Annotated in this window: 16 protein-coding genes; 9 read left to right on the plus strand and 7 right to left on the minus strand. The window is 53.9% G+C overall.

Going from position 1 to position 22,703, the window contains the following annotated elements; all coding sequences use genetic code 11:
• Positions 1-37: 37 nt before the first annotated feature.
• Positions 38-967, plus strand: a complete 930-nt coding sequence (locus DFER_RS01525; RefSeq protein WP_012779928.1) for an aldo/keto reductase — start codon at positions 38-40, stop codon at positions 965-967.
• Here DFER_RS01525 and DFER_RS01530 read toward each other — a convergent pair whose 3' ends face one another.
• Both DFER_RS01530 and DFER_RS01535 read right to left on the minus strand, forming a co-directional pair.
• A complete protein-coding gene (locus tag DFER_RS01530; RefSeq protein ID WP_041734630.1) occupies positions 968-3,124 on the minus strand; it encodes an outer membrane protein assembly factor BamB family protein in 2,157 nt (718 codons plus the stop codon). It lies immediately after the preceding gene.
• A 21-nt stretch (positions 3,125-3,145) separates the two neighbouring features.
• The gene (locus DFER_RS01535) at positions 3,146-5,101 is read right to left on the minus strand and encodes a sialate O-acetylesterase (RefSeq protein WP_012779930.1); all 1,956 of its coding nucleotides are present in this window, start codon (positions 5,099-5,101) and stop codon (positions 3,146-3,148) included.
• A gap of 129 nt (positions 5,102-5,230) precedes the next feature.
• Here DFER_RS01535 and DFER_RS01540 point away from each other — a divergent pair, with 129 nt between their 5' ends.
• Positions 5,231-6,145: a glycosyltransferase gene (locus DFER_RS01540; RefSeq protein ID WP_143828625.1), complete on the plus strand. Its 915-nt coding sequence runs from the start codon at positions 5,231-5,233 to the stop codon at positions 6,143-6,145.
• Here DFER_RS01540 and DFER_RS01545 read toward each other — a convergent pair.
• From DFER_RS01545 to DFER_RS01555, 3 genes are read right to left on the minus strand one after another with little or no spacing between them, the layout of a single operon-like run.
• Complete coding sequence (locus tag DFER_RS01545; protein WP_012779932.1) at positions 6,075-7,121, minus strand: glycosyltransferase family 2 protein; 1,047 nt, start codon at positions 7,119-7,121, stop codon at positions 6,075-6,077. The two genes, DFER_RS01540 and DFER_RS01545, sit on opposite strands and share 71 nt — an antisense overlap.
• Positions 7,118-8,053 carry a glycosyltransferase family 2 protein gene (locus DFER_RS01550; protein ID WP_012779933.1) on the minus strand — a complete coding sequence of 312 codons (936 nt, stop codon included), beginning with the start codon at positions 8,051-8,053 and terminating at the stop codon, positions 7,118-7,120. The genes DFER_RS01545 and DFER_RS01550 overlap by 4 nt, the downstream gene beginning before the upstream one ends.
• Positions 8,054-9,877, minus strand: coding sequence for an ABC transporter ATP-binding protein (locus DFER_RS01555; RefSeq protein ID WP_012779934.1), 1,824 nt, complete (start codon positions 9,875-9,877; stop codon positions 8,054-8,056). It lies immediately after the preceding gene.
• 2 nt (positions 9,878-9,879) lie between these two features.
• On the opposite strand from DFER_RS01555, the gene DFER_RS30310 reads away from it, so the two are divergent.
• Positions 9,880-10,143: a hypothetical protein gene (locus tag DFER_RS30310; protein ID WP_041734632.1), complete on the plus strand. Its 264-nt coding sequence runs from the start codon at positions 9,880-9,882 to the stop codon at positions 10,141-10,143.
• Complete coding sequence (locus DFER_RS01565; RefSeq protein WP_012779935.1) at positions 10,143-11,330, plus strand: putative sensor domain DACNV-containing protein; 1,188 nt, start codon at positions 10,143-10,145, stop codon at positions 11,328-11,330. Before DFER_RS30310 ends, DFER_RS01565 begins: the two co-directional genes overlap by 1 nt.
• On the opposite strand, the gene dinB is transcribed toward DFER_RS01565, so the two are convergent.
• Positions 11,325-12,443 (minus strand): DNA polymerase IV, encoded by a 1,119-nt coding sequence (dinB, locus tag DFER_RS01570; RefSeq protein ID WP_012779936.1) that lies wholly within the window; start codon positions 12,441-12,443, stop codon positions 11,325-11,327. The genes DFER_RS01565 and dinB overlap by 6 nt on opposite strands.
• Positions 12,444-12,627: 184 nt before the next feature.
• Here dinB and DFER_RS01575 point away from each other — a divergent pair, with 184 nt between their 5' ends.
• Positions 12,628-14,751 (plus strand): M43 family zinc metalloprotease, encoded by a 2,124-nt coding sequence (locus DFER_RS01575; RefSeq protein ID WP_229206144.1) that lies wholly within the window; start codon positions 12,628-12,630, stop codon positions 14,749-14,751.
• Between the two features lie 214 nt (positions 14,752-14,965).
• Here DFER_RS01575 and DFER_RS01580 read toward each other — a convergent pair whose 3' ends face one another.
• Positions 14,966-15,361, minus strand: coding sequence for a hypothetical protein (locus DFER_RS01580; RefSeq protein ID WP_012779938.1), 396 nt, complete (start codon positions 15,359-15,361; stop codon positions 14,966-14,968).
• A gap of 379 nt (positions 15,362-15,740) precedes the next feature.
• Between DFER_RS01580 and DFER_RS01585 the strand changes: the two genes are divergently transcribed.
• The 4 genes from DFER_RS01585 to DFER_RS01600 are packed head-to-tail and all read left to right on the plus strand — an operon-like array spanning position 15,741 to position 22,648.
• Positions 15,741-19,310: a SusC/RagA family TonB-linked outer membrane protein gene (locus DFER_RS01585; protein WP_143828626.1), complete on the plus strand. Its 3,570-nt coding sequence runs from the start codon at positions 15,741-15,743 to the stop codon at positions 19,308-19,310.
• A gap of 24 nt (positions 19,311-19,334) precedes the next feature.
• Positions 19,335-20,924: a RagB/SusD family nutrient uptake outer membrane protein gene (locus tag DFER_RS01590; RefSeq protein ID WP_143828627.1), complete on the plus strand. Its 1,590-nt coding sequence runs from the start codon at positions 19,335-19,337 to the stop codon at positions 20,922-20,924.
• Positions 20,925-20,973: 49 nt separating this feature from the next.
• Positions 20,974-21,732, plus strand: coding sequence for a 5'-nucleotidase C-terminal domain-containing protein (locus tag DFER_RS01595; protein WP_012779941.1), 759 nt, complete (start codon positions 20,974-20,976; stop codon positions 21,730-21,732).
• Positions 21,707-22,648, plus strand: a complete 942-nt coding sequence (locus DFER_RS01600; protein WP_012779942.1) for a metallophosphoesterase — start codon at positions 21,707-21,709, stop codon at positions 22,646-22,648. Before DFER_RS01595 ends, DFER_RS01600 begins: the two co-directional genes overlap by 26 nt.
• Positions 22,649-22,703 lie beyond the last annotated feature (55 nt).

Raw genomic sequence — 22,703 nt, forward strand, 5'->3', positions numbered from 1 at the left:
TGTAACTTAAAGGCATCAAAAACCCATTAACCAGGCAATGAAGCATATTTTTACAAGACGGGAGGCGTTGGCCGGCCTGGCTGCCGCCGGTGCCGGACTGGCATTGAACCCGTTTCCTTCCTCTGCAAAAACCGATCTCAAAATGATACTGGAAAGAAAAATCCCTTCTACCGGCGAACGCCTGCCCGTGGTGGGACTTGGCTCGTGGCAGCAGTTTGATGTGGGCACGGGTGCCGAGCGTAACCCGCTGAGGGAGGTGCTGCAAAAAATGAATGAGATCGGCGCTAAGGTGATCGACGCTTCGCCTATGTACGGCCGCGCGGAGCAGGTGATCGGTGATCTTACGACCGATTTGAAACTGAACGACCGCTTTTTTTTCGCTACGAAAGTCTGGACAACCGGCCGGCAGGAAGGGATTGATCAAATGAATGCTTCGATGCAGAAAATGAGACGCAAGAAGATCGACCTGATGCAAGTACATAACTTGCAGGATTGGGAAACGCATTTGAAAACACTTAAAGAATGGAAAGCCGCGGGAAAGGTGCGCTACATTGGCATTACCCATTACACCGACGCATCCCACGCACGGCTGGAACAGATCGTTAAATCGGAAGATATTGATTTTGTGCAGTTTAACTACTCGATCCGCTCACGTAATGCAGAAAAGAGCCTGCTGAAAGCCGCGAAGGACAAAGGCGTGGCGGTGATCATCAACGAACCTTTCGAGCAAGGTGCATTGTTCCGCGCCGTGAAAGGCAAGGACCTTCCCGCCTGGGCCGCCGATTACGACATCAAAACCTGGGCGCAGTTTTTTCTCAAATACATCGTCTCCAACGATGCCGTAACGTGCGTAATACCAGGCACTTCGGATGTGAAGCACCTGGTGGATAATCTTGGGGCCGGCGAAGGACGGTTGCCCGATGAGGCAGGCCGGAAGAAAATGCGCGAATGGATCGCGGGTGTGTAGTTATTCCAATGCGAATGCTACATACTGGTTTCCTTTTTTCGTGCCCAGCTTGGTACCGCCGCAGGCTATCACCACATATTGCTTGCCATTCACCTCATAAGTAGCGGGCGTAGCAAACCCGGCAGCCGGCAATTGCGTTTCCCACAGCAATTTGCCGGTTTTTTTATCAAACACCCTGAACTTGCCGTCCTTCGTGGCCGCAATGAACAGCAATCCGCTTGCGGTTACCACGGGGCCGCCGTAATTCTCCGTGCCGGTGGTGGGAACGCCCTTTGCTTTGAGTGATTCCACTTCCCCGAAAGGTATTTTCCAGAGAAATTTGCCCGAATTCAAGTCTATCGCATTCAGTGTGCCCCAGGGCGGCGAAATGGCCGGCAGGCCGTTGGCATCAAGGAATTTATTGTACCCGGTGCTTTGATAGGGCAGGTAAACTTTTTTGGAAGCCGGCGTTTCCGAAACCGCCTCCACTTTTTCATCCCCGAACAGGAATGATACGAGCGCCTGCTTTTCGGCGGCCGTCAGCATGGTGAAGCCGGGCATCATGCCTTTTCCGGTCGTGATGAGCTGGTTCACAAAAGCCTTGTCCCTGCGGGTGCCTATGTCGACGAGCGACGGATAGCCGCTTTTGGCATTGCCTTTCCGCTGCGGTCCATGGCAGGTTACGCAATAGGTCGTGTACACTTTTTCGCCCGGCGACAGGTTGGACAGTTCGCTGGCTTTCGGCGTGTCTTTCATGGTGAGTATCCAGGCCATTTCGTTGCTGTTGACGTACAAAATGCCTTCGTCAGGATCGGCTGCTGCACCGCCCCATTCGGCACCGCCGTCGAAGCCGGGCAGGATTACCGTGCCTTCCTTGCTGGGCGCCGCAAAAAGCGCTTTTTGATAGCCCCGGAATTTGATTTGCAACGAATCGCGGTCGGGGGCGTGCATGCTGATGTCGTTCTCCGTGAGGGTGTGCGCCTGGCGTGCGAACGAGGCGGGCTTCGCGGGCACCGGCTGGGTAGGCCAGGGGTGTTCACCGGGCAATGCGGTTTTGGGAGCAGCTACTTCCTTAATTGGAAACAAAGGCTTGCCCGTAACGCGGTCGAAAATAAATACATAGCCCTGCTTGCTCACCTGCGCCACCGCGTCGATCTTCTTCGGCTTGCCGTCGGGGCCGGTTTGGGTAACGGTAATGAGGTTCGGCGGCGCGGGAAGGTCGCGGTCCCAAAGGTCGTGGTGCATGGTTTGGTAATGCCATAGGCGCTTGCCCGTGCGGGCATCGAGTGCGAGCAGGCAGTTGGAAAATAGATTGGCGCCTTTGCGTTTTCCGCCGTAAAAATCATAACCTGCCGAGCCCGTCGGGACGTACAGAATGCCGCGCTGGCGGTCGATGGCCGTGCCTGCCCAGTTATTGGCCGCGCCGGTGAATGTGTTTTTATAAGCATCCGGCGGGAAGGTTTCGTAACCGAATTCGCCGGGGTAGGGAATGGTATGGAACGTCCACACCAGCTTGCCCGTCCGCACATTAAACGCCCGCAGGTCTCCGGGAGCTGCGTCCGAATCCTCGGATAGACGCAACGGCATGATGATCAGGTCTTCGAAAATGGTCCCCGGCGTGTTGGAAACCATGTATTTGTTTTTCGCTATTTCGGGCAGGCCGGTGTGGAGGTCGATCCGCCCGTTTTCACCAAAGCTTTCGATTACTTTTCCCGTGCGGGCATCGAGCGCGTACAGGTGTGCGCCCATTGCGTGCAGGATGCGTTTGTCGTCGCCATCTTCCCAGTAGGTAAGTCCGCGGCTCGTATTGGAGCCGTTTTTGGATTTATCCCCAAAAATCCACCGCTGTTTCCCTGTGGCGGCATCGAGCGCAAATGCCTGCACCGTGGAGGTGACGCCATACAGCACGCCGTCGACGATGATAGGATTTACCTGCGTTTGACCCGAGTCAGGCATGGCGTAGGTCCACGCGATTTTCAGGTTTTTGACATTATCCTTGTTAATCTGCGTCAATGGCGAGTAATGGTTACGGTCGGGGCCGCCGAGGTATTCCGCCCATTCCCGCTTACGGTCGTCTGCGGTGCCGTTTTTCTTTTTGTCGGTTTGGTCAGAAGGAATTTGAGCGCCTGACAATACCATTGCGAGGCTGCCAACGCACCATAATAGGGGTTTTAACATATAATCTCTGAAACAAATGGGTTATTCGAAACGGGCGTTCACGGTGATGCCAGGCCAGGAGTCGGTCCTGAACGGGCTTGCCGGGAAACCGTCGGTACTGAACAGGTTCGCATCTTCGGGCGCATCGGACCAGCCGTAACGCACCGCAGCCGGTTTGCTCACGTTGGGGCTTGAAATGACGACCTTGTTGCCCTGGATTTCCCCTTTGGCATAGTGAAATACTTTATCGTCGCCGGCAATCTCGAACCCTTTGAGGTAGCCGTAGCGGTCTTTGATCGTCAACCCGTTTTCTGCGTTTTTGAATGAAATAATGGCCTTGCTGCCGTCAACCTGCATTCCTTCGTACATCGGGGAGGCGTAAGGCATGTTCTGGCCGTAATCGTTTTTCAACGCCTGGGTAGCGAGGCGATGCGCCACGTCCTGTTTGTTGGTCGGGTGAATGTCGTTCGGGTTACCTACGTCGGTGGTAACGGCCATGCCTGTTTTAGGGAGGCTTAATGTGAGGTTTTGCGCTTCGCGCAGCTCGGCCCAGTTGCTGCCCTTGTTACTATCGCGATCGGTTCCGAAGCTGGATAGCTGCACCCAGTAGAACGAGAAGTCGTCGTTCCAAAGCTTGCGCCAGTCGTTGATCATGAGCGGGAACGACTGCCGGTACTGGTAGGCACGGCCCGCGTTGCTCTCGCCCTGATACCACAGCGTTCCGCGAATGCCGAACGGCAGCAGCGGGACGATCATCGCGTTGTAAATCGTGGTGCCTACATTGTTCATCAAATGCGCATACTCGTGCTTTTCGGCGAAAGCCGGCATGAGGTACCAATCTTTGGCAATGCTGATTTTGCGGTTGCTTTCTTCCACATACAACTCGCCGGCGGAGCCCATCAGTCCCGGCCCGAACCACGCTGCGCTTACCATATTGCCGGTTTTAATGGTGATGATATTCCTGCCGTCCTTCCACGTGTTGGCGGGCAGCTGGATCTTGCGGGGGCCTTTGGCAGCGCCTTCGTGCACGGGTTTGCCATTGATATACACCTCAACGGGCCCGTCGTTCTCAGCGAGCGAAAGCGTCGTCTGCTTTGATACCCAGTCTGCGGGTATGGTCACTTCTTTTGCCATGTAACCTCTGCCGCGGAAGCCCATCAGACCTTTCCAATCCCATTGGCCGACGCCGTCGGCGGTTTTTTGCCAGGTGGTCAAATCCACATCCGGGGCAATATATTTCTGTTCGTCCTCACGCGTGGGGTCGTACGAGGCGTTTTTGAAAAGCTGCTTTTTGAGTTTTTTGTCCATTACCGCGTCCGCTTCCTCCCATGTTTTGGGCAAATTCTGTGCGTAACTGCGGAGCTCGTCGTTGCCCAGCATTGCTTCCTTGCTGATCCAGCCTTCGATTTGCGAGCCGCCCCACGACGAATGCAGGATGCCGATCGGCACATTCAGTTTTTGGTGAATTTCGCGGGCAAAAAAGAAGCCTACCGCCGTGAATCCGCCCACCGTTTCGGCATTGGCGATCTTCCATTCTCCGGCTTTCAGGTCCTGCTCGGGTTGGAGCGTCACCAGGTGGTCGACGCGGAAGTGGCGGATTTGCGGGAAATCGGCATTTTTCCGCTCTTCCTCGTAATTTTTAGCTGCCGATACCGGCCATTCCATGTTCGACTGCCCGGAGCAAAGCCACACTTCGCCGATCAGCACGTCGTTCACGGCAGCATTGCCCGATTTGGCGGCTGCCTGCAAAGTATGCGGTCCGCCCGCTTCCAGTGCCTTGAAACTCACCTGCCATTTGCCTGTGGGATCGGCTTTTGCCTCCACCGTTTGCCCTGCCAGGGTTACTTTCACTTTTTCACTGGGTTTGCCCCATCCCCACACGGGAATCGGTTTTTGGCGTTGCAGCACGACATGGTCGGAGAACAGCCGGGCGAATTTGACTTGCGCAAATGCGGAAGAAGTGCACGCGAGGAGCAGCAGTAACAGGATTCGTTTCATCGGAAGGCAAAGTTGTTTTTTGGTTACCTATAAATGCCGGATATGGCCATATTCTACTGGAATAATGCGAGACCCGCATCCGGATTAGTGATTTTGGCCTTATTTTTGGCCGCAATCCAAGTACAAGCCATGATTTCCATCGTTATCTGCTCGGCCGATCCGACCGAGTTATCCAAAGTATCAGAAAATATCCGCCATACTGTGGGCGTCCCCCACGAAATAATCGCGATCGACAACCGCAGGGCAAGCCGGGGGATTTGCGACGTCTATAATGAAGGAGCGAATATGGCCAAATTCGACCTCGTGTGCTTCATGCACGAGGACATCGAAATACGGACCGAAAACTGGGGAAGCGTCATTTCAGAAATCTTCGGGCGCGACCCGCAAATCGGCATTGTGGGAGTGGCCGGGGGCGGTTATAAGTCGCTGGCACCGGCTGGTTGGTACCAGCTGGAATTTCATTCGGAAGAAAGGTCCTACCAGAACGTCCTGCAAGGTTATAAGTACAATGAAAAGAAGGAACTGCATGCCTATCACAACCCGCGGAACGAGCGCCTCAGCCGGGTCGTGTGCGTGGATGGCCTCTGGTTTTGTACCCGTCGTGATATTGCGCTCCGCTTTCCGTTCGACGGCAAGGTGCTCACCGGCTTTCACGGATACGACCTCGACTTCTGCCTCAATGTATTTCCGCATTATAAGATCATGGTCACCTACGACGTGCTGATGAAACACGCCTCAGAAGGCAATTTCAATAAGCAATGGCTGGACCATATCCTGAAACTGCACAAAAAATGGAGCTATGCGCTGCCGCTGACCACTTCCGTGATGCGCGGAAATGAAATGTACGATATCGAGAAGCGGTCATTTAAAGTACTTATCGAGCAGATGATGCGCTGGAAATACAGCTATTGGCAAATCCAGACAATGCTCTGGCACAGCGCCAAAACGCAGCAAATGCCCACCAAAGTGGTCTTTAAAGGTTTTCTTCACCTTTTAAAGTTATATCTACATATTCTTCCGTTTCCGGACGAGCAAAGAACCTAGCCCAGAGCAATTTGGCACGCAAACCCCAGATTTGGCGGTAAACGAAGCTGAACTTGCTGGATTTTTTATAAACGGGAATGAAATACAGCTGCTCGTAATTGTCGCGGATAATGCCCGCATATTCAAATGAAAAGAACGATTCGAGGCGCTCTTCGAACAGCGAACGGAGCCGGTCGAGGAATGGCTGGTCGCGGTTCTTGTGGAACGAAGCGCACTGCTGCACCCATGCAAGGTCCCGTTTGAGCTTCTTGATGTCGCGGTTTTCATGGTAGTTTTTCCGGATCTTTTTCCGCTTGTTGAGAATGTCCGTCGAAGCCGTGGTATGCTGGCGGTACCGTACGAGCGTTTCGTTGATCACTTCAATGCTGCCGAGGTTGGCCGCCACGTAGGCGATCCAGTGATCGTGGAAATGGTCGGGGTTAAACGGCAGAAAATCATCACGCAGGTCGCGCTTGAAGAGAATGCTATGGCCGGATACGCAATTGAAATACAGAAAAACCTTCGGATCATCGCCGCGGTAGAGGTGAATGATCTCCGACATTTTCCGTTTCCAGGTCATTTGCCGGCCCTGCTCGTCCATAAATGCCGAATCGTGGTAAATGAGCAGGTTATCGCCGATTCCCGCTACCTGTTTGCTGATCTTTTCGAGGTCCCAGATGTCGTCCTGGTCGCATAGCGCAATATACTCGCCCTCGCACAGGCTGATCGCCTTCTCGAAATTCTTCACATAACCCAGGTTCGCCTCGTTTTCAAAAATCCTGAAAACCGGGTATTGCTCCGCGTAGCTGCGGAGGATTTCGCGCGAGCGGTCGCGGCTGCCGTCGTCCACCACCACAATCTCGATGTTCGGGTAAGTCTGGTTTACGAGCGAATCGAGCTGTTCGCCAAGGTACTTTTCGCCATTGTAAACACACAATGCGATCGAAACGAGCGGGTAGGGTGTGCTGGGAATATCAGATTCGGGTTGGTTGTTCACTTTCCTGTCATTTTAGCTTTCACGCCCCATGCCTTTCGGAGCGCGTAAAAAAACTTGCTGGTATCCGACTTTTTCAGCAGCCGCAGCAAGGTATCGCGGTGTTTCCACACGAGTATTCCAAACGCCGGGTCGAAAAAGCGGTCGTTGCGCCGGATGCTCTGGTTGTATAATGCATTGATCAGCCCGTGCGCCTGACCTGTGCATTGCCGTGCGCAAAGGTGGAGCCAGTTGCTTTCCTGTTCCAATGCCGCTGCTTTCTGGTCCGCGCTTTTCGCTACCTTTTTCAAGGCGAGGATATCGGTATTGTTGGTCGCATGCTGGCGGTATTTTACCAATGTTTCCGGCACAAAATCGATACTGCCCAGGCAGGCGGCGTTGAATGCAAGCCACTGGTCGTAATGGAAGTTACCCGGGAACGGCAGCGATTTTTGCAATACCTCTTTTTTTAACAAAATACTGTGGCCGGAAACGCAGTTCAAAAACAGGAACACTTCGGGCGCATTGCCGCGGTAGAAATTCAGCTTGTCCGAAATGCGGCGGTTCATGGAGCGGCCTTCGGCATTTACAAACTCGGAATCGTGGTACACCAGCGTGTGGTTGCCGATGAGCTGCACCTGTTTTTCCAGCTTTTCGGGATGCCAGATATCGTCCTGGTCGCAAATGGCGATGAGGTCACTTTGGCAAAGGCCCAGCGCCTTTTCGAAGTTTTTGTTATAACCGAGGTTTTGCCGGTTATAATGCAGGCTGATGCGCGCATCGCTTCCCGCATATTCTTCCAGAATGGCGCGTGTGGGATCGGTGGAGCCATCGTCCACCACCACCAGTTCCCAATGGGCATACCGCTGCGCCAGGATGGAATCCAGCTGCTCCCGGAGAAATGCGCTGCCATTATACGTGCACAGGGCAATGGATATCAGCGGCGGGTTTTCCATTTACACATCGGTGAATTGCTGCATATCGATCAGGCGCTTGTACAGGCCGTCGCGCGCGATAAGCTCCGCATGGCTGCCCTGTTCGATGATCTTGCCCTCTTCCAGCACCAATATCGTGTCCGCATTCTGTATCGTGCTCAGGCGGTGTGCGATCACGAGCGACGTCCGGTTTTTCATCAGGTTGTTCAATGCTTCCTGCACCAATTTTTCCGATTCGGTGTCCAGTGCTGAGGTCGCTTCGTCGAGGAGCATGATCGGCGGGTTTTTCAAAACGGCCCTGGCGATGCAGATACGCTGTTTTTGTCCGCCAGAGAGTTTCATACCCCGGTCGCCGATGTTGCTGTAATAGCCATGCTCGGTGCCCATGATAAATTCGTGTGCATTGGCAATGCGGGCTGCGGCTTCCACCTGTTCCATGGTCGCATCCGGACTTCCGAAAGCGATGTTCTGGAATATGGTATCATTGAAAAGCATCGATTCCTGGTTCACCAGCCCGAACATCGACCACAGCGATTCTTGTTTGATATGCCGCACATCCACGCCGTCTATCAGCACGCGGCCTTCCGCCGTGTCGATAAACCGCGGCAGGAGGTCCATCAGAGTCGATTTTCCCCCGCCCGAAGGCCCCACGAGCGCCACCGTTTTGCCTTTTGGAATGGTTACATTAATCGATTGCAGGACCGGCCGTGCAGGGTAGGAGAACGAAACGTTTTCCAGCCGGATCGACTCGTTGAAGTTCCGCATTTCGATCGCGTCCGGTGCGTCCTGGATCTCCGGCTTTTCGTCGATCAGTTCGAGTACGCGTTCACCGGCTGCTATACCCGCGTGAATGGTGCTGAATGAATCCGTCAATGCTTTCGCAGGGCGCATTACCTGGGAGAAAATACCAATGTAGGCCACAAATTTGGATACATCGAGGTCCGAATTGTTGTCGATAATGAGCGAGCCGCCGTACAAAACGATAATTGCGACCATCGTTACGCCGAGAAATTCGGAAACGGGCGAGCTGAGCTGCTGGCGTTTGGCCATTTTCCTTCCGAGGTCGGAATAGCGGATATTTTCCGAGTGGAATTTGCTTTTGATATCTTCGGTCGCATTAAACGCCTTGATGATCTTGATGCCCGTAAGCGCCTCGTCGAGGTAGCTGATCATGAGGCCGAAGTAATGCTGCGCCAATGCGGCCTGCTCTTTCAGCCTTTTTACGATTTTTGAGATAAGGAATGCGGAAACGGGTATGACCAGGATGGCAAAAAACGTGAGTTTGGCCGAGGTAGCGAAAAGCATGAACACGTAAGCCAGCAACTGCATAGGTTCTTTAAAAACGACCTGCAAAGTGCTGGTGACCGAGAACTGTACGACACCCACGTCGGAGGCGATCTTTGAGATAATATCCCCTTTGCGCTGGTTGCTGAAATAGCCCACGTGCAGGTTCATCACATTATCGAACACTTGCTTGCGCAGGTTGAGCAACGTGTGAATGCGGAGGTTTTCCATGATCCGCTGGGAGAAATATTTGAAGACATTCGAAAGCAGCACCGAGCCGACGATCACGGCGCACACGATCTGCAATGCACCATGCGGGCCGAAATGGAGGTTGGCCTGCTGCGCGTAGTAGTTGAGCATGCCGGTTGGATCGAGCCAGCCGTTTTCAGGCCTGGGGTCCAGCTCTCCGCCCTGGTTAAGGAAAAGCGTATTCAGGAGTGGCGCCAGCAGGGCCAGGTTCAATGTATTGAATACGACACCCAACAGAGTACAAATAATGTATGGGACAGCGAAACGGGCAATCGGTTGTGCAAAAGATAATAATCTGAGGTACGTTTTCATTCTTGGATATATGGCATGCTCGCCGCACGCCGGAAGTAAAAATAGCCGAAACCGGATTTTTCGGAATTAACGCGCAAATTAACGCTTATCTGGCGAAACAACTCTTCGGGGAGTCAATTAATTCCCGGAACGCCCCTGGTCAATACGATGCCGGGATGTGCGGAAAGGTTGGAAGATGGACGGCAGAAACAGGAAAAAACCGGACAACAGGCGCAGCCCCCAACTTTTTAACGGAAGTCGTTGTTCACCATAAAACGGCCAGCTAATGATCACGAATCCCGATATTTTACCCATTGACACAGGCGATTCGGTGCCTGCAACCACCACTTACAAAGCAGCCCGTTCGGTAGCGGGGCTCGTAGCCAGCCATTTCGAGCGGCACCACGAGGCGGTTTCCAAGTACTACGAACAGGAGCTCGCCCCGCGTCCCGACCCGCGCATTATCGAAGCCATCATCGACACCACATTCTGGGCAAGCCTGCGCCGCGAGGAGGGCCGTTCACCCACCGTGTCTATCGCCTACCTGCCGCCAGAAGCTGCCGAACACCCCTTGATTTTTGCCGAAAGGCTCACCCTCACGGCCAACACGCTTACCAAGCTCGCGCCGGCCGTGGAGCGCTCGGGCATACACCTGGGCGTATGGGAGGTGGATGGCGAGCTGCGTATCTGGGGCACCACGCGCGTGATTCCGGGCCTGTGTTTCGTGCTGGAAGTGATCGAGCCGGGAATGCTTGTGGTGAAGCACCGCAGGGTAGAAGGTTTCGGCAAATTTGTGAACGTGGCCGTGCTGAAAGGCGACCAGGTGAAGATCGTGAACGAAGAAAGCCGGAAGGTGAGAGATTGCCCGTCGCTGATCAATTCGCTTATGGGCTTTTCATCCACTACATTATGGAGCGATTACCCGAACCTGCTCGTGCAGCTCGCGGCATCCATGCGCAGCCACGGCCGTGGCGGAATATTGCTGGTGGTGCCCAAAGGCAAGGAACGCTGGCGCGACTCGATCATTCACCCGATTACCTACGATGTGCAGCCGCCTTTCTCGGAACTGGCCGATCTGCACCGTAAATACGTGGAAGATCCCAACCCGATTACCTGGCAAAATCAGTTCAGCTCCGCCGTGCACAATATGGCCGGACTGACGGCCGTGGACGGCGCCACCATTATCAACGACCGTTACGAGCTCCTCGCATTCGGGGCCAAGATAGGCCGGGCGGCGGCCGGTAAGCCGGTGGAAGAAATCCTGATCACCGAGCCGGTGATCGGCAATACGGCCAATGTAGTACACCCGGTGCAGAACGGTGGAACGAGGCATTTGTCGGCCGCGCAGTTTGTACACGATCAGCGCGATGCGATCGCCCTCGTGGCTTCGCAGGATGGCCGTTTTACGATATTTTCATGGTCGCAATGCGAAAAGATCGTGCAGGCCCACCGGGTGGACGCACTGCTGCTATGAGCCGAAGGGGAACAGTTCGAGCTGTTCGGGGTCTTTGTATTTGCGGTATTTCACTTCCGGTTCGTGGAAGTTGGACAATGAGATCCCCAGCAGCCGCACCGCTTTCCCTTCAAGATCAAGCTTTTCGAGGAGCTGTTTTGCCGTGTCGGTGATGGTATCGAGGTCGCCGACGGGATGGGCAAAGGAATGGTTACGGGTGATTTGGGTAAAATCGCTGAACTTGACTTTCAATGTCACAGTGCGGCCTTTCAACTTTTTCGTTTCCAGCCTGTTCGCCACCGTTACGCCGATCCGGTCGAGCTCCTTGTTCATTTCGTCGGGCGTGGTGAGGTCGTAGGTAAATGTATCCTCGGCACCGAGCGACTTGGTTTCGCGGTGCGTTTGCACTTCCCGGTCGTCGATCCCGCGCACGATGCGGTAGTAGAAATGGCCCGTCTTTCCAAAATGGTTTACCAGCTCTTCCTCCGTCAGTTTTTTGAGATCTGAACCCGTAAAAAGCTGCATTCCCTTCATTTTATCGGCGGTTACCTTGCCTACGCCGTGAAACTTCTCAACCGGCAACTGGTCCATGAAGCGCTCTATTTTGGAAGGGCCAATGAATGTGAGCCCGTTGGGCTTATGAATATCGGAAGCGATTTTGGCAACAAACTTATTGACCGACACGCCCGCCGAGGCGGTCAGGTGCAGCTCTTCCTGAATGGCCTGCTTGATCTGCTTCGCGATCTCCATTGCCGAGCCAATGCCCATTTTGTCTTCTGTAACATCGAGATAGGCCTCGTCGAGCGATAAAGGTTCTATGAGATCGGTATAGCGAGAAAAAATCTCCCGAATGCTTCTTGAAACTGATTTATAAACCTCGAACCGCGGATGCACGAATATGATCTGCGGACAAAGCTGAATGGCCTGCCGCGAGGGCATCGCCGAGCGCACCCCAAACTTCCGTGCCTCGTAACTGGCCGTTGCCACCACGCCCCGGCCGGTTGGAGAACCGCCCACGGCCAGCGGCTTGCCGCGGTATTCGGGGAAATCGCGCTGTTCCACCGACGCGTAAAATGCATCCATATCAATGTGGATGATTTTGCGAATGGGCTTTGGAATTGGCGTTTCCTGCATCGGACGGGCTATTTTTCTGCTAAAAGCGGATTATGTCAATTAAAAACAAATTAAATAGCAATGCATTCGCATCATGCGGCACTTTTTTTTCGTAGTACATGAATAAATCCGCAGGCTCTATGTAACTAGCGGGCCATTCGTTTTACTCAGTGTTCGGAAACTCTCGATGCGACATCCTATACTATTGTTTAGATACATATTTCCAATTCTGCTCCTGCTCAATATCGGCTCCGGCGTAACCCAGGCACAGGACCGCTGCGGCTCAATGGAATTGCTTCAAAAGCGGTTTACCGATAAGCCGGCCCTCAAATTAATGTTTGATCAGCGGGACGAGCGCATCCGGCAAATGGTCAATGCGAGAATGGCGTCCGGCAAAAGCCTGCGTACCACCGGCCCTGTTACCATTCCGGTGGTTTTTCACGTGGTTATGAACCGCCAGTCGCTCGTGACCGACGCCCAGATCATGGCGCAGCTCGATACCATTAATAAGGACTATGCCGGTACCAACGCCGGTGCTTCGAAAATCCCGTCGCATTTCAGGTCACTTTTCGGGCAGTCGGGCATTCAATTCTGCCTCGCCCAGCGCACGCCCAATGATGCGCCCTCGACGGGGATCGTGCGTTACACCACCACGCGCACGTCGTTCGACTACACTACCAACCAGGTGAAGCATGCCGAATCGGGAGGTGCCGATGCCTGGGATACGGATAAATACCTGAATATCTGGATCTGCGACTTATCGGGAAGCACATTAGGCTACGCCACATTCCCCGACGACGGCGTAGAAGACGAGCAGGGCGTGGCTGTCGACTATGCCTCGCTGCCTGGGGGAAGCGCAGCAGGCTTTAACCAGGGCAAGACTTTGACACACGAACTGGGCCATTATTTCGACCTCTACCACATTTGGGGTGACGATAACGGCTCATGCACGGGAAGCGACAATATTGATGACACGCCCAACCAGAGCAACAGCACTACCTCCTGCCAGACAGGCATCGTAACCGACCGCTGTACCCCCACGGCGCCCGGCATCATGTATCAGAATTACATGGATTACACTCCTGATGCGTGCCTGTATATGTTTACCAAAATGCAGGTGGCGCATATGGAGGAAATTTTTACTACTTACCGCTCATCGCTTTTACTCTCCAATGCCTGCACGCCCGTCGACGTAAAGAAAAAAGACGCTTCCCTGAAAGCGATCCGCCAGCCCGCGCAGCGCATTTGTACCAATACTCTCACGCCGCAGGTAACATTAGTAAATCGCGGCAGCGAAACGCTTACGTCGGTAACGATTCACGCGGTGATCGACAACGGCACCGTGCAAAACTTTAACTGGACGGGCTCGCTGGCCACTTATGCCGAAGCCACGGTGACATTGCCGCAACTCACCACCGTTGAAGGCAACCACGTTCTGAGCATTTACACCTCCAACCCGAACGGCGCCGCCGACCAGGACACTTCCAACGACGCGCTGAGCCTCGACTTCATTTACTATGAACCGTTTGCTGCGCCCGTGCAGGAAAGTTTTGAAGGGCTGTTCCCGCCGCAAGGCTGGGATATCGTGAACGAAGATGGCGGCTCGACCTGGGAAAAAACCACTTCCGCGGCCAAAACGGGCGGCGCTTCCGTGAAGATCGCGAATTTTGATAACCAGCTCGTCGGCCAGCGCGATTACCTGCGGTCGCCGACGGTGAATATTGCAGGTGCCGACTCGGCATTCGTATCGTTCCAGGTAGCGGCGGCAACGTATACCAACGCCTCCGCACAGGGCAATGTGTGGGATACATTGCAGGTGCTTATTAGTACAGATTGCGGACAGACTTACACAAGTGTCTACAAAAAATGGGGATCGACGCTCGTTACCCGCAATACAGCCACCCGCACCGCATTTACGCCGGGTGTGAACGAATGGAGGCGTGAAGAAATCAATATCGGCCGGTTCATCGGTCAGGGTGAAATACTTGTTGCTTTCCTGAACACAAACGGCAACGAAAACGACATTTACCTCGACGACATCAATATCCGCACAGTCACCATCAACCCGAACCTGAAAGAAGCGGGTTTCCTGGTAACGCCCAACCCAACGAGCGGACAGGTATCGGTACAGTTCTACCCGCATCCGGAGCAACTGAAATCGGTGTCCATTTACAACGTAGCGGGCCAGAAAGTGGCCGAAACCGTCATCACCGGCGAAGTAGCATCAAATGTGTATGATTTTGACCTGACAAGGTTCGCGGCCGGCTTATACGTGGTAAAAGCACAATTCGAAGGCCGCGTGCTGACGAAGAAGATTGTAAAGAATTGACGGGGGAGGTGGAATGAGCGGATGTGGAATGGGAATGATTGAATGATTGAATGATTGAATGATCCGCCGTGGAACAGGGAATGAGTTAATTCTGAATGACCGAATGATTGAATTTTGAATGGGTAAGTTTTAAATGAGCGAATTAGGCGTATTGCCAGCCATTTTTGTGCACTAACTATTCAATCATTCAATCATTCATTCATTCATTCATTACCTAATATATCCGCTTCACCACCACCTTGCTGTTTGTCTGCGAAACTGCGAAGTCTTTTGCGTTTTCGTTGGGTGGTGCGATGAAGATTTGTTTTTTCTTTTTGCCGTCGGTGTTCACCCAGTTGGCGGAGTAGATTTCCGGGAGCTGGCCGGTGTAAATGGGGTGGTGATCGGAATACATGAATACTTCTTCCTGCTCGAAAGCCAGTTCGAGGTCGCTTCCCTCGATTACATCGCAAATGATTTTCAACCCGCCTGCTTCGTCGTCCACCAGACCTTTAATGCGGGCTTTCCCGTAAAAAGGGTCTTCTTCAAAATCCCAATGGATGTAGTATTCGATTACGTTTCCGATCTGAGACTCAATGTAGTCGGCAGTTAGCAGTTGTTCCTGGCGCATGGTCGAAGTTGGTTTATAACACTCCTTTAAACTAAGCAAAACTCAAACGCACCCGCTGGTGGCGTTTTGACAAATGTAATCGTAAGCAGGATGTTTCCAAAAATAATAGGACCCGTTTCATAGATATTTGAAAAATTACGACCGACCGGTTACAGGCCATCTTTACGGCGGTGAACGAGCGACTGTTCATGTGCCTGTTCATATACCTGTGTAGGTTAGTTGTGTAAATATATTTCGTAACGGCTTTGTCGAAGTTTTCGGAATGCGTTTATAGCGGTCGGGTGGGCCGTTAAAAACAAAGCGGTATGGTTTTTGTCTGCTGTTGGCTGATCAACAATTTTTTTCCGGGACCATGTCCCGTCACTTAGCCAAGATAGATATGAGAAAAACTCAACGCGTTGATGAGCCCGCGCCGTGTTCGGCCTCGCTCGTTTTCCTGAGGATCGGTCTCTTTCTGCTGCTGTTTTCAGGCCCGATATCGCGAAGTACCGCGCAACAGTCAGGGCAGGATTCGACAAGAAAGACCAGGCCCGACACCGCAGTAACCCCGGCTCCGAAAGCTGCACCAGTACCCGGCAAGCCGGCCTCCGATACCCTCCCCAAGCCTCAAACTACCACCGATTCTGCATCCAAATCCTCCACTTCACCGCTGGTGAAACCCACGCAGAATTTCGATCCGCTGATTAAGCCAGCCCCTCAGAAAGATACATTGACCAACCCCGGCGCTACCGGCAACCCGGCCGCCGCCAAACCGGATAGCAACGCCGTCCCCGCACAGCCCGGTAATGCGAATGCGGCACAGCCCGCACAAAATGCAGCGCAAACGCCCGATTCGGTCGCCGCGCAAAAGCCGGCCCCCTCGGGCCCGACCGACGCTGGTCCGGGCGCTCGCGACATCAAGGGCGTGGTGAAGGATGAAAAGGGCGTAGGCATGCCCGGCGTGGCCGTGCTCGTGAAAGGCACCCAGATCCAGGCCATTACCGAGCCGGACGGTTCGTTCCAGATGAAAGTCCCTGCAAAAGGGGGGATATTGGTTTACAGTTTTGTAGGATTTACTACGAAAGAAGCACCGATTACCGGCCTCACTACCTACGATGCGCAGCTTGTACCCGAGGCGAAGGCACTCAAAGAAGTGGTGGTGGTGGGATATGGCGCACAAAGCAAACGCGACCTGGCCAGCTCCACTTCGCGCGTCACCTCGCAGGAATACAAATCCGCGGTGGTCAACACCATCGACCAGGCCATTCAGGGCCGCGCCACAGGGGTGCAGGTAGTGGAAAGTTCCGGTGAGCCGGGCGCTTCTACGGTGGTACGCATCCGCGGGAACAACTCGCTGAGCGGGAATAATGAGCCGCTGTACGTCATAGACGGCTTCCCGATGCCGCCCTACCGCGAGGCTGGAACGGGTTTCTATGGTTCCTACACCCAAAATGGCTTGTACGGCATTAATCCGAACGACATTGAAAGCATGGAAATCCTCAAAGACGCTTCGGCAACAGCCATTTACGGCTCACGCGGCGCGAATGGGGTAGTCTTAATTACGACGAAATCGGGTAAGCGGGGCGAAGGCCGGGTGGAGCTGGTCAACAAAACTTCGTTCGGGCGCATTGCCAACCCGATTCAAATGATGAACTCCCGGCAATATGCCGAGGTGATCAACGAGAGCTTCCGCGTGACCGACCGGAATCCGCCGTTTGAAAACCTGGATAGCACAATGACCAACACCGACTGGGTGGATGCCATTACGCAGCAAAGTTTCAGGCAGGACATTACATTGAGCCTTTCGGGAGGCAGCCCTAAATCCTCGTATTACATTTCGGGTAATTATCTCAAAGACAAAGGCACGATCATCAATTCGGATAACGACCGGGCCAGTCTCCGCGTTAACCTGAATAACGAGATCAATAATTGGTACACCGTAAAAGGACAGCTGTCGTTTACCCGGCAGAAAACCAACCGTGCCGTAACCGCCTCGCGCGCATGGCCGAGCTCGGGCGGGCTCATGGACGGCCTCCGCGCCGCACCCACGCTCGCAATCGATTACCTGGGTAATAACAGCCTGGGTATCCCGAATTACCAGGGTTACTATTTCTCCAACCCGTACAACGAGCTGATGGCAAAGACGGACGTCACCCAGAGCGATTACTCGATCCTCAACATTGAAAACTACTTCAAAATCGCCAGCGGTCTGCAACTCGTGGTAAGCCTCGCCGGTAACCAGAACCTCACCCGCCGCAAGGTGTTCCTGCCGCCGACAACGGCCGAAGGCAACCAGGTGAAAGGAAAGGGAAGTAACACGACGGCCAATACGTATAGCTATAACTTCAACTCCTACCTGCAATACGAAAAGACCTTCCGCAAGAACCATTACCTGAATACAACGCTGGGTGTGGAATATAACGACCAGACTGTTGAATTCCTCAACACCAACTCTTCGGGCTTTGCAGTGCCGTTTTTTGGGGTAGATAACATCGGAAGCGCACAATCGCAGGTGATCGCATCGTTCAAGGAAAAGCGCATCCTGCAATCGGGTTTCCTGCGCGCCAACTACTCTTTCAAAGGCCGCTACGTGCTCAATGCGTCCATCCGCGCCGATGGGGCCTCGGCATTTGCCGCTAACAAAAAGTACGGGATCTTCCCGGCGGTGGCCGTGGCCTGGAACCTCGATCAGGAGGAATTTATGAAGGGCGTTACCTTCGTCACCAACACGAAATTCCGTGCATCATACGGTGAAACCGGAAGCCAGGCTATTTCTCCCTATTCGTCACTGTCGCTGTATAGCGCCGGTTTCTACGAAATGGGACCGGGCGGAGATGGCTCCGTGATCAACACGGGCGTTTTCCCGAACACGATCGCTAATCCGAACCTCTCGTGGGAGCGTACCAAGCAGTTCAATGTCGGGGTGGATTTCAATGCGGTAAAAGACCGGCTGGTTTTGAGTTTTGATTATTACAACAAAGTCACCTCCGATCTGCTGCAACCCCGCAAAGTGCCTACGCAATCCGGCGTGAGCACGATCATCGACAACTACGGTACCATGCGCAACCGCGGTATAGAGGTGAGCATTCAGGGAAATATTGTGCAGAATAAGAATGTGACTTACTCGACCCGGGTGAATGTTTCGAGAAACGTCAACACGCTCGTAGACCTGGGCGACCGCACGCAGCCGGATTATGTGAATATCAATGGTAACCTGCTCGGCGGCGTGTCGGGTATTCTGGTGCCGGGGCAGGAGGTAGGACAATTTTTCGGCTACCGCGTCGACGGCCTCAGCCAGACAAACGACTTCGACGCCAACGGCAACCCCACATTCCCGACCTTCGAAGGCCCGCGCCCGCCAGGCTCGACCGGAACACCGCTGTACGGCGCTTGGAAGTATGCGGACGTGAACAACGACGGCATTATCACCGCCGACGACCGCGTGGTGCTCGGCAAATCCACGCCGGACTTTACCTTCGGATGGAGCCATGACCTTACGTGGAAAAATTTCGCGGTGAATGCATTGTTCACCGGTTCGGTTGGCAACGACGTGCTGAACCTCACGCGGTTCTATGTAAGCAATGGCGTGGTGGATTATGGCGGCGTCGGGTTTAACCAGTCTGAAGAATGGTTCCTGAACCGCCACACGGAGGCCAACCCGCACAACAACGTGAAATATCCGGGCGTACAGCGCGGTATCGCGTCGGGGGACATCAATTCGGTCATGGTCGAAGACGGCAGCTTTGCCCGACTCAAAATGCTCACCGTATCGTACACCTTCCCGAAACTCGGCCCGATCCAGAATCCCCGGCTTTTTGTAACAGGCACCAACCTGTGGACGTGGACCAAATACTCGGGTTTCGATCCCGAGGTGAGCTCCTTCGGGCAATCGCTCTTGCAACAGGGCATCGACTACGGCGCATATCCCGCGCAGCGATCATACACCATCGGGTTTTCCTGCAATTTTTAATGTGGACCAATGCATTTGACAAACATGAAAATACATATCAAGCTATCCGCAATGCTGCTGGCTTTGCTGGGCGTTACCTCGTGCAAGGATAATCTGGAAGAATCGCCGTACTCGTCGTTGGGCAAAGATGTGGCTTTCAAGGACGAGGATGGCCTCAACCAGGCGACCATCGGCGTGTACCAGGCCTGGACCACCACCGATCATTCCGATATATTCAACCGTTTCATCCTGGCCGAATCGGGCCACCGGTATGCGACGGCGGGCATTCTCGGTTCCGGCGCAGACCCTTACTACCGCTTCGGGCACAACGCTGTTTCGGGTGCATTCGAATCCGTGTGGACGCGCTTTTATAAGATCATTTACCGCGCTAACACCGTGATCGACAACGCGAAAATGGCTGTCCCGGGCGAGGAGGAAGAGGCTGATCCGTACATTGCCGAAGCGCGTGTGCTGCGTGCTTATGCTTATTTCAACCTGGTAAGGCTGTTCGGCGGCGTGCCGCTGATCCTGAGAGAAGTGAAGTCGTTTGAAGACGAAGATCTCATTTTCGCAGGAAAGGCCACCGAGGCGGAGGTGTACGACGCCATTCTTGCCGACCTCACATTCGCCGAAACCATCCTGCCCGACTCGCGCGGCGGTGCAGAGCTCGGCCGGGTGTCCGCAGGAACCGTGAAAGCCCTCATGGGCAAGGTGTACCTCACCATGGCCGGAAAGCCATTGAACCGCACCGAAAACTACCAGAAAGCCGCCGCCAAGCTGAGCGAGCTGGTGGGAGCGGCCAATGAGGAAACTTACGATATGGAGCTGCTTCCCAATTTCGCGGACGTGTTCGCGATCGCCAACGAGCGTAACAGGGAGATCGTTCTGTCATTCGGATATTTTGTAAATCCGTCTAACCAGAATGGCAACATCCTTCCTTTTCACCTGTTCCCGTCGGGCCTGGTAAACGGCGACGAGCAGACCAACTACGGTTTGACTTATGATTTTTACAAATTGTACGAAAAAACCGATACGCGCCGGGATTTCACGCTGGTGTCGAAATACGCATTCACCGGTGGCGCCCGAGCGGGAGCGCAGGAAGGCGATAGCATTGTGTACGACGCTGCCAGCAGCCATTATATGAACCTCCGCACCAAGCAGCCATTCGCGCACGACGATTTCAAATACGGCATTGCTTTCGGGAAGCTGGCCCGCGAAGCCCGTGCTCCTGGAGCGCCTGTACAGGGTTACAATGCCGACCTGATCGAACTCAGGTTCTCGGATGTGCTGCTCATGCTGGCCGAGGCATTGGTAGAAACCGGCAAACCTGCCGAGGCATTGCCATTGCTCAACCGGGTGCGCGCGCGCGCGAAAGCCGCGCCGTCCAAAGCAACCGCTGTGCCCGCATTGCGTGCGGCGATCCGTAACGAGCGCAGGCTGGAACTGAGCGGGGAGTTCAATACCGTGTTCGATATCCGCCGGTGGGGTACATTGCAGGAAGAGATAGGGGCAATGTCCGAAGATCAGATCGTGGATAATATATTGATCCCCTACACACCCCGCCTGGAATTGTACCCGATTCCCCAGTCGCAGCTCGATGCGAACCCGAATCTGCGGCAGAACGACGGCTGGTAGCAGGAAATCCGGAGTTTCGGACGTAGTTTTGCATTCATAAAACTACGTTATGATCACTCCTTTCAAACATATTTACGGTGCGGTGCTGATCGCAGGCCTTGGCCTGCTGGCTTCCTGCCAAAAGCAGCTCACCGTTTCCAAAAGCGAATACAAGCAGTACGGCATCGACCAGCAGGTCGGTGCCGATTCTGCTATAATCCGGTACTATCAGCCTTACAAGGACAAAATGCAGGCGGAAATGAACCGCATCGTCGGCCAAACCGACGTGGCGCTCACCAAGCCTTCCGATCCCGAAACGCTGATGGGCAACTTCTTCGCCGACGCGATGCTGAGAGAGGGTTTGAAAAAAGACCCCGCCATTCAGTTTACGCTGGCCACCAAAGGCGGCCTGCGCACCACATTCCCCAAGGGCGACATCACCGTTTCGCACATTTATGAACTCATGCCTTTTGAAAATGAGTTGGTTGTGCTCAAACTATCTGGTGAAAGCGTGCAGCAGGTCATCGATTTTATTGCCAAAAAGGGCGGCCAACCCGTAGCCGGCATCCGGATGAAAATCCGCGACGGCAAAGCGTACGACGTAGCAATCGCCGGCCAGCCTTTTGACCCCAACAAAACTTACCACCTGCTCACTTACGACTACCTGGCCGATGGCGGCGACGAGCTCGAAAGCCTGCGGCACCCGCTCGAACGCCGGGAGATCAATCAGCGCGTAAGAGAAGCATTGTTTGATTATATCAGCGACCTGACACGTCAGGGCAAAAAAATAACCGCTCAACTCGATGGAAGAATTGTTTCAGATAAATAGGAGGGATTTCCTCAAAAAAAGTGGGTTGGTGGCCGCAGCGTGCGGTTTTGCGCCGCTATCCGCCTTCGCCCGGCGCGATTCAGTAGTACAGCTTACAATTCTCCATACCAACGACGTACACAGCCGCATCGATCCGTTTCCGATGGACGGCTCGCGCAACCAGGGCCTCGGAGGCGTGGCGCGCAGGGCCGCATTGGTAAAGCAAATCCGCGCCGAGCAGCCCAATGTGCTTTTACTTGATGCCGGAGATATTTTCCAGGGCACGCCTTACTTCAATTTGTACGGCGGCGAGCTGGAATTCTCGATCATGAGCCAAATGGGCTACGACGCTGCCACCATGGGCAACCACGACTTCGACAATAGCATCGCCGGCTTCGTGAAGCAACTCCCGCACGCCAATTTCCCGTTCCTGGTGAGTAACTATGATTTCAGCAACACCGAACTGAAGGGGAGGACGCAGCCTTACAAGATATTCAAAAAACAAGGTCTGAAAATCGGCGTTTTCGGGGTTTGTATTGAATTGGAAGGGTTGGTGAACAAAAAGAATTACCTGGAAACAGTATACCTCGATCCCATTGCCAAAGCGAACGAAATGGCGGCGCTGCTCAAAAATGAGCACCATTGCGACCTGGTGATCTGCCTGTCGCACCTAGGCTACAAATACAAGGAAAACAAAGTCTCCGACCAGGTACTCGCCAAATCCACCCGCAACATCGACCTGATCATCGGCGGCCACACGCACACATTTATGAAAGAACCCGAACACATCCCAAACCTCGACGGCAAAATCACGACCATCAACCAAGTAGGTTTCGCCGGCATTAACCTCGGCCGCCTGGACTACTTCTTCGACCGCGACCGCGGGGAGAGGAAGATGGTATCGGCGGTGTTGCCGGTACGAGAAAACCTGGCTTAGGGCGAATGGGAGGCCCGGCGGCTCATTCCCCGTTCCGCGGCAGCTCATTCCCCGT

The organism is Dyadobacter fermentans DSM 18053, assembly GCF_000023125.1.
In the GTDB taxonomy this organism is placed as follows: Bacteria; Bacteroidota; Bacteroidia; order Cytophagales; family Spirosomataceae; genus Dyadobacter; species Dyadobacter fermentans.

Excerpts from the sequence above, each read along its gene's own strand:
- DFER_RS01525 (WP_012779928.1), top strand. The coding sequence starts at position 38 with ATGAAGCATATTTTTACAAGACGGGAGGCGTTGGCCGGCCTGGCTGCC.
- DFER_RS01530 (WP_041734630.1), bottom strand. The coding sequence starts at position 3,124 with ATGTTAAAACCCCTATTATGGTGCGTTGGCAGCCTCGCAATGGTATTG.
- DFER_RS01535 (WP_012779930.1), bottom strand. The coding sequence starts at position 5,101 with ATGAAACGAATCCTGTTACTGCTGCTCCTCGCGTGCACTTCTTCCGCA.
- DFER_RS01540 (WP_143828625.1), top strand. The coding sequence starts at position 5,231 with ATGATTTCCATCGTTATCTGCTCGGCCGATCCGACCGAGTTATCCAAA.
- DFER_RS01550 (WP_012779933.1), bottom strand. The coding sequence starts at position 8,053 with ATGGAAAACCCGCCGCTGATATCCATTGCCCTGTGCACGTATAATGGC.
- DFER_RS01555 (WP_012779934.1), bottom strand. The coding sequence starts at position 9,877 with ATGAAAACGTACCTCAGATTATTATCTTTTGCACAACCGATTGCCCGT.
- DFER_RS01565 (WP_012779935.1), top strand. The coding sequence starts at position 10,143 with ATGATCACGAATCCCGATATTTTACCCATTGACACAGGCGATTCGGTG.
- dinB (WP_012779936.1), bottom strand. The coding sequence starts at position 12,443 with ATGCAGGAAACGCCAATTCCAAAGCCCATTCGCAAAATCATCCACATT.
- DFER_RS01580 (WP_012779938.1), bottom strand. The coding sequence starts at position 15,361 with ATGCGCCAGGAACAACTGCTAACTGCCGACTACATTGAGTCTCAGATC.
- DFER_RS01585 (WP_143828626.1), top strand. The coding sequence starts at position 15,741 with ATGAGAAAAACTCAACGCGTTGATGAGCCCGCGCCGTGTTCGGCCTCG.
- DFER_RS01590 (WP_143828627.1), top strand. The coding sequence starts at position 19,335 with ATGAAAATACATATCAAGCTATCCGCAATGCTGCTGGCTTTGCTGGGC.
- DFER_RS01595 (WP_012779941.1), top strand. The coding sequence starts at position 20,974 with ATGATCACTCCTTTCAAACATATTTACGGTGCGGTGCTGATCGCAGGC.
- DFER_RS01600 (WP_012779942.1), top strand. The coding sequence starts at position 21,707 with ATGGAAGAATTGTTTCAGATAAATAGGAGGGATTTCCTCAAAAAAAGT.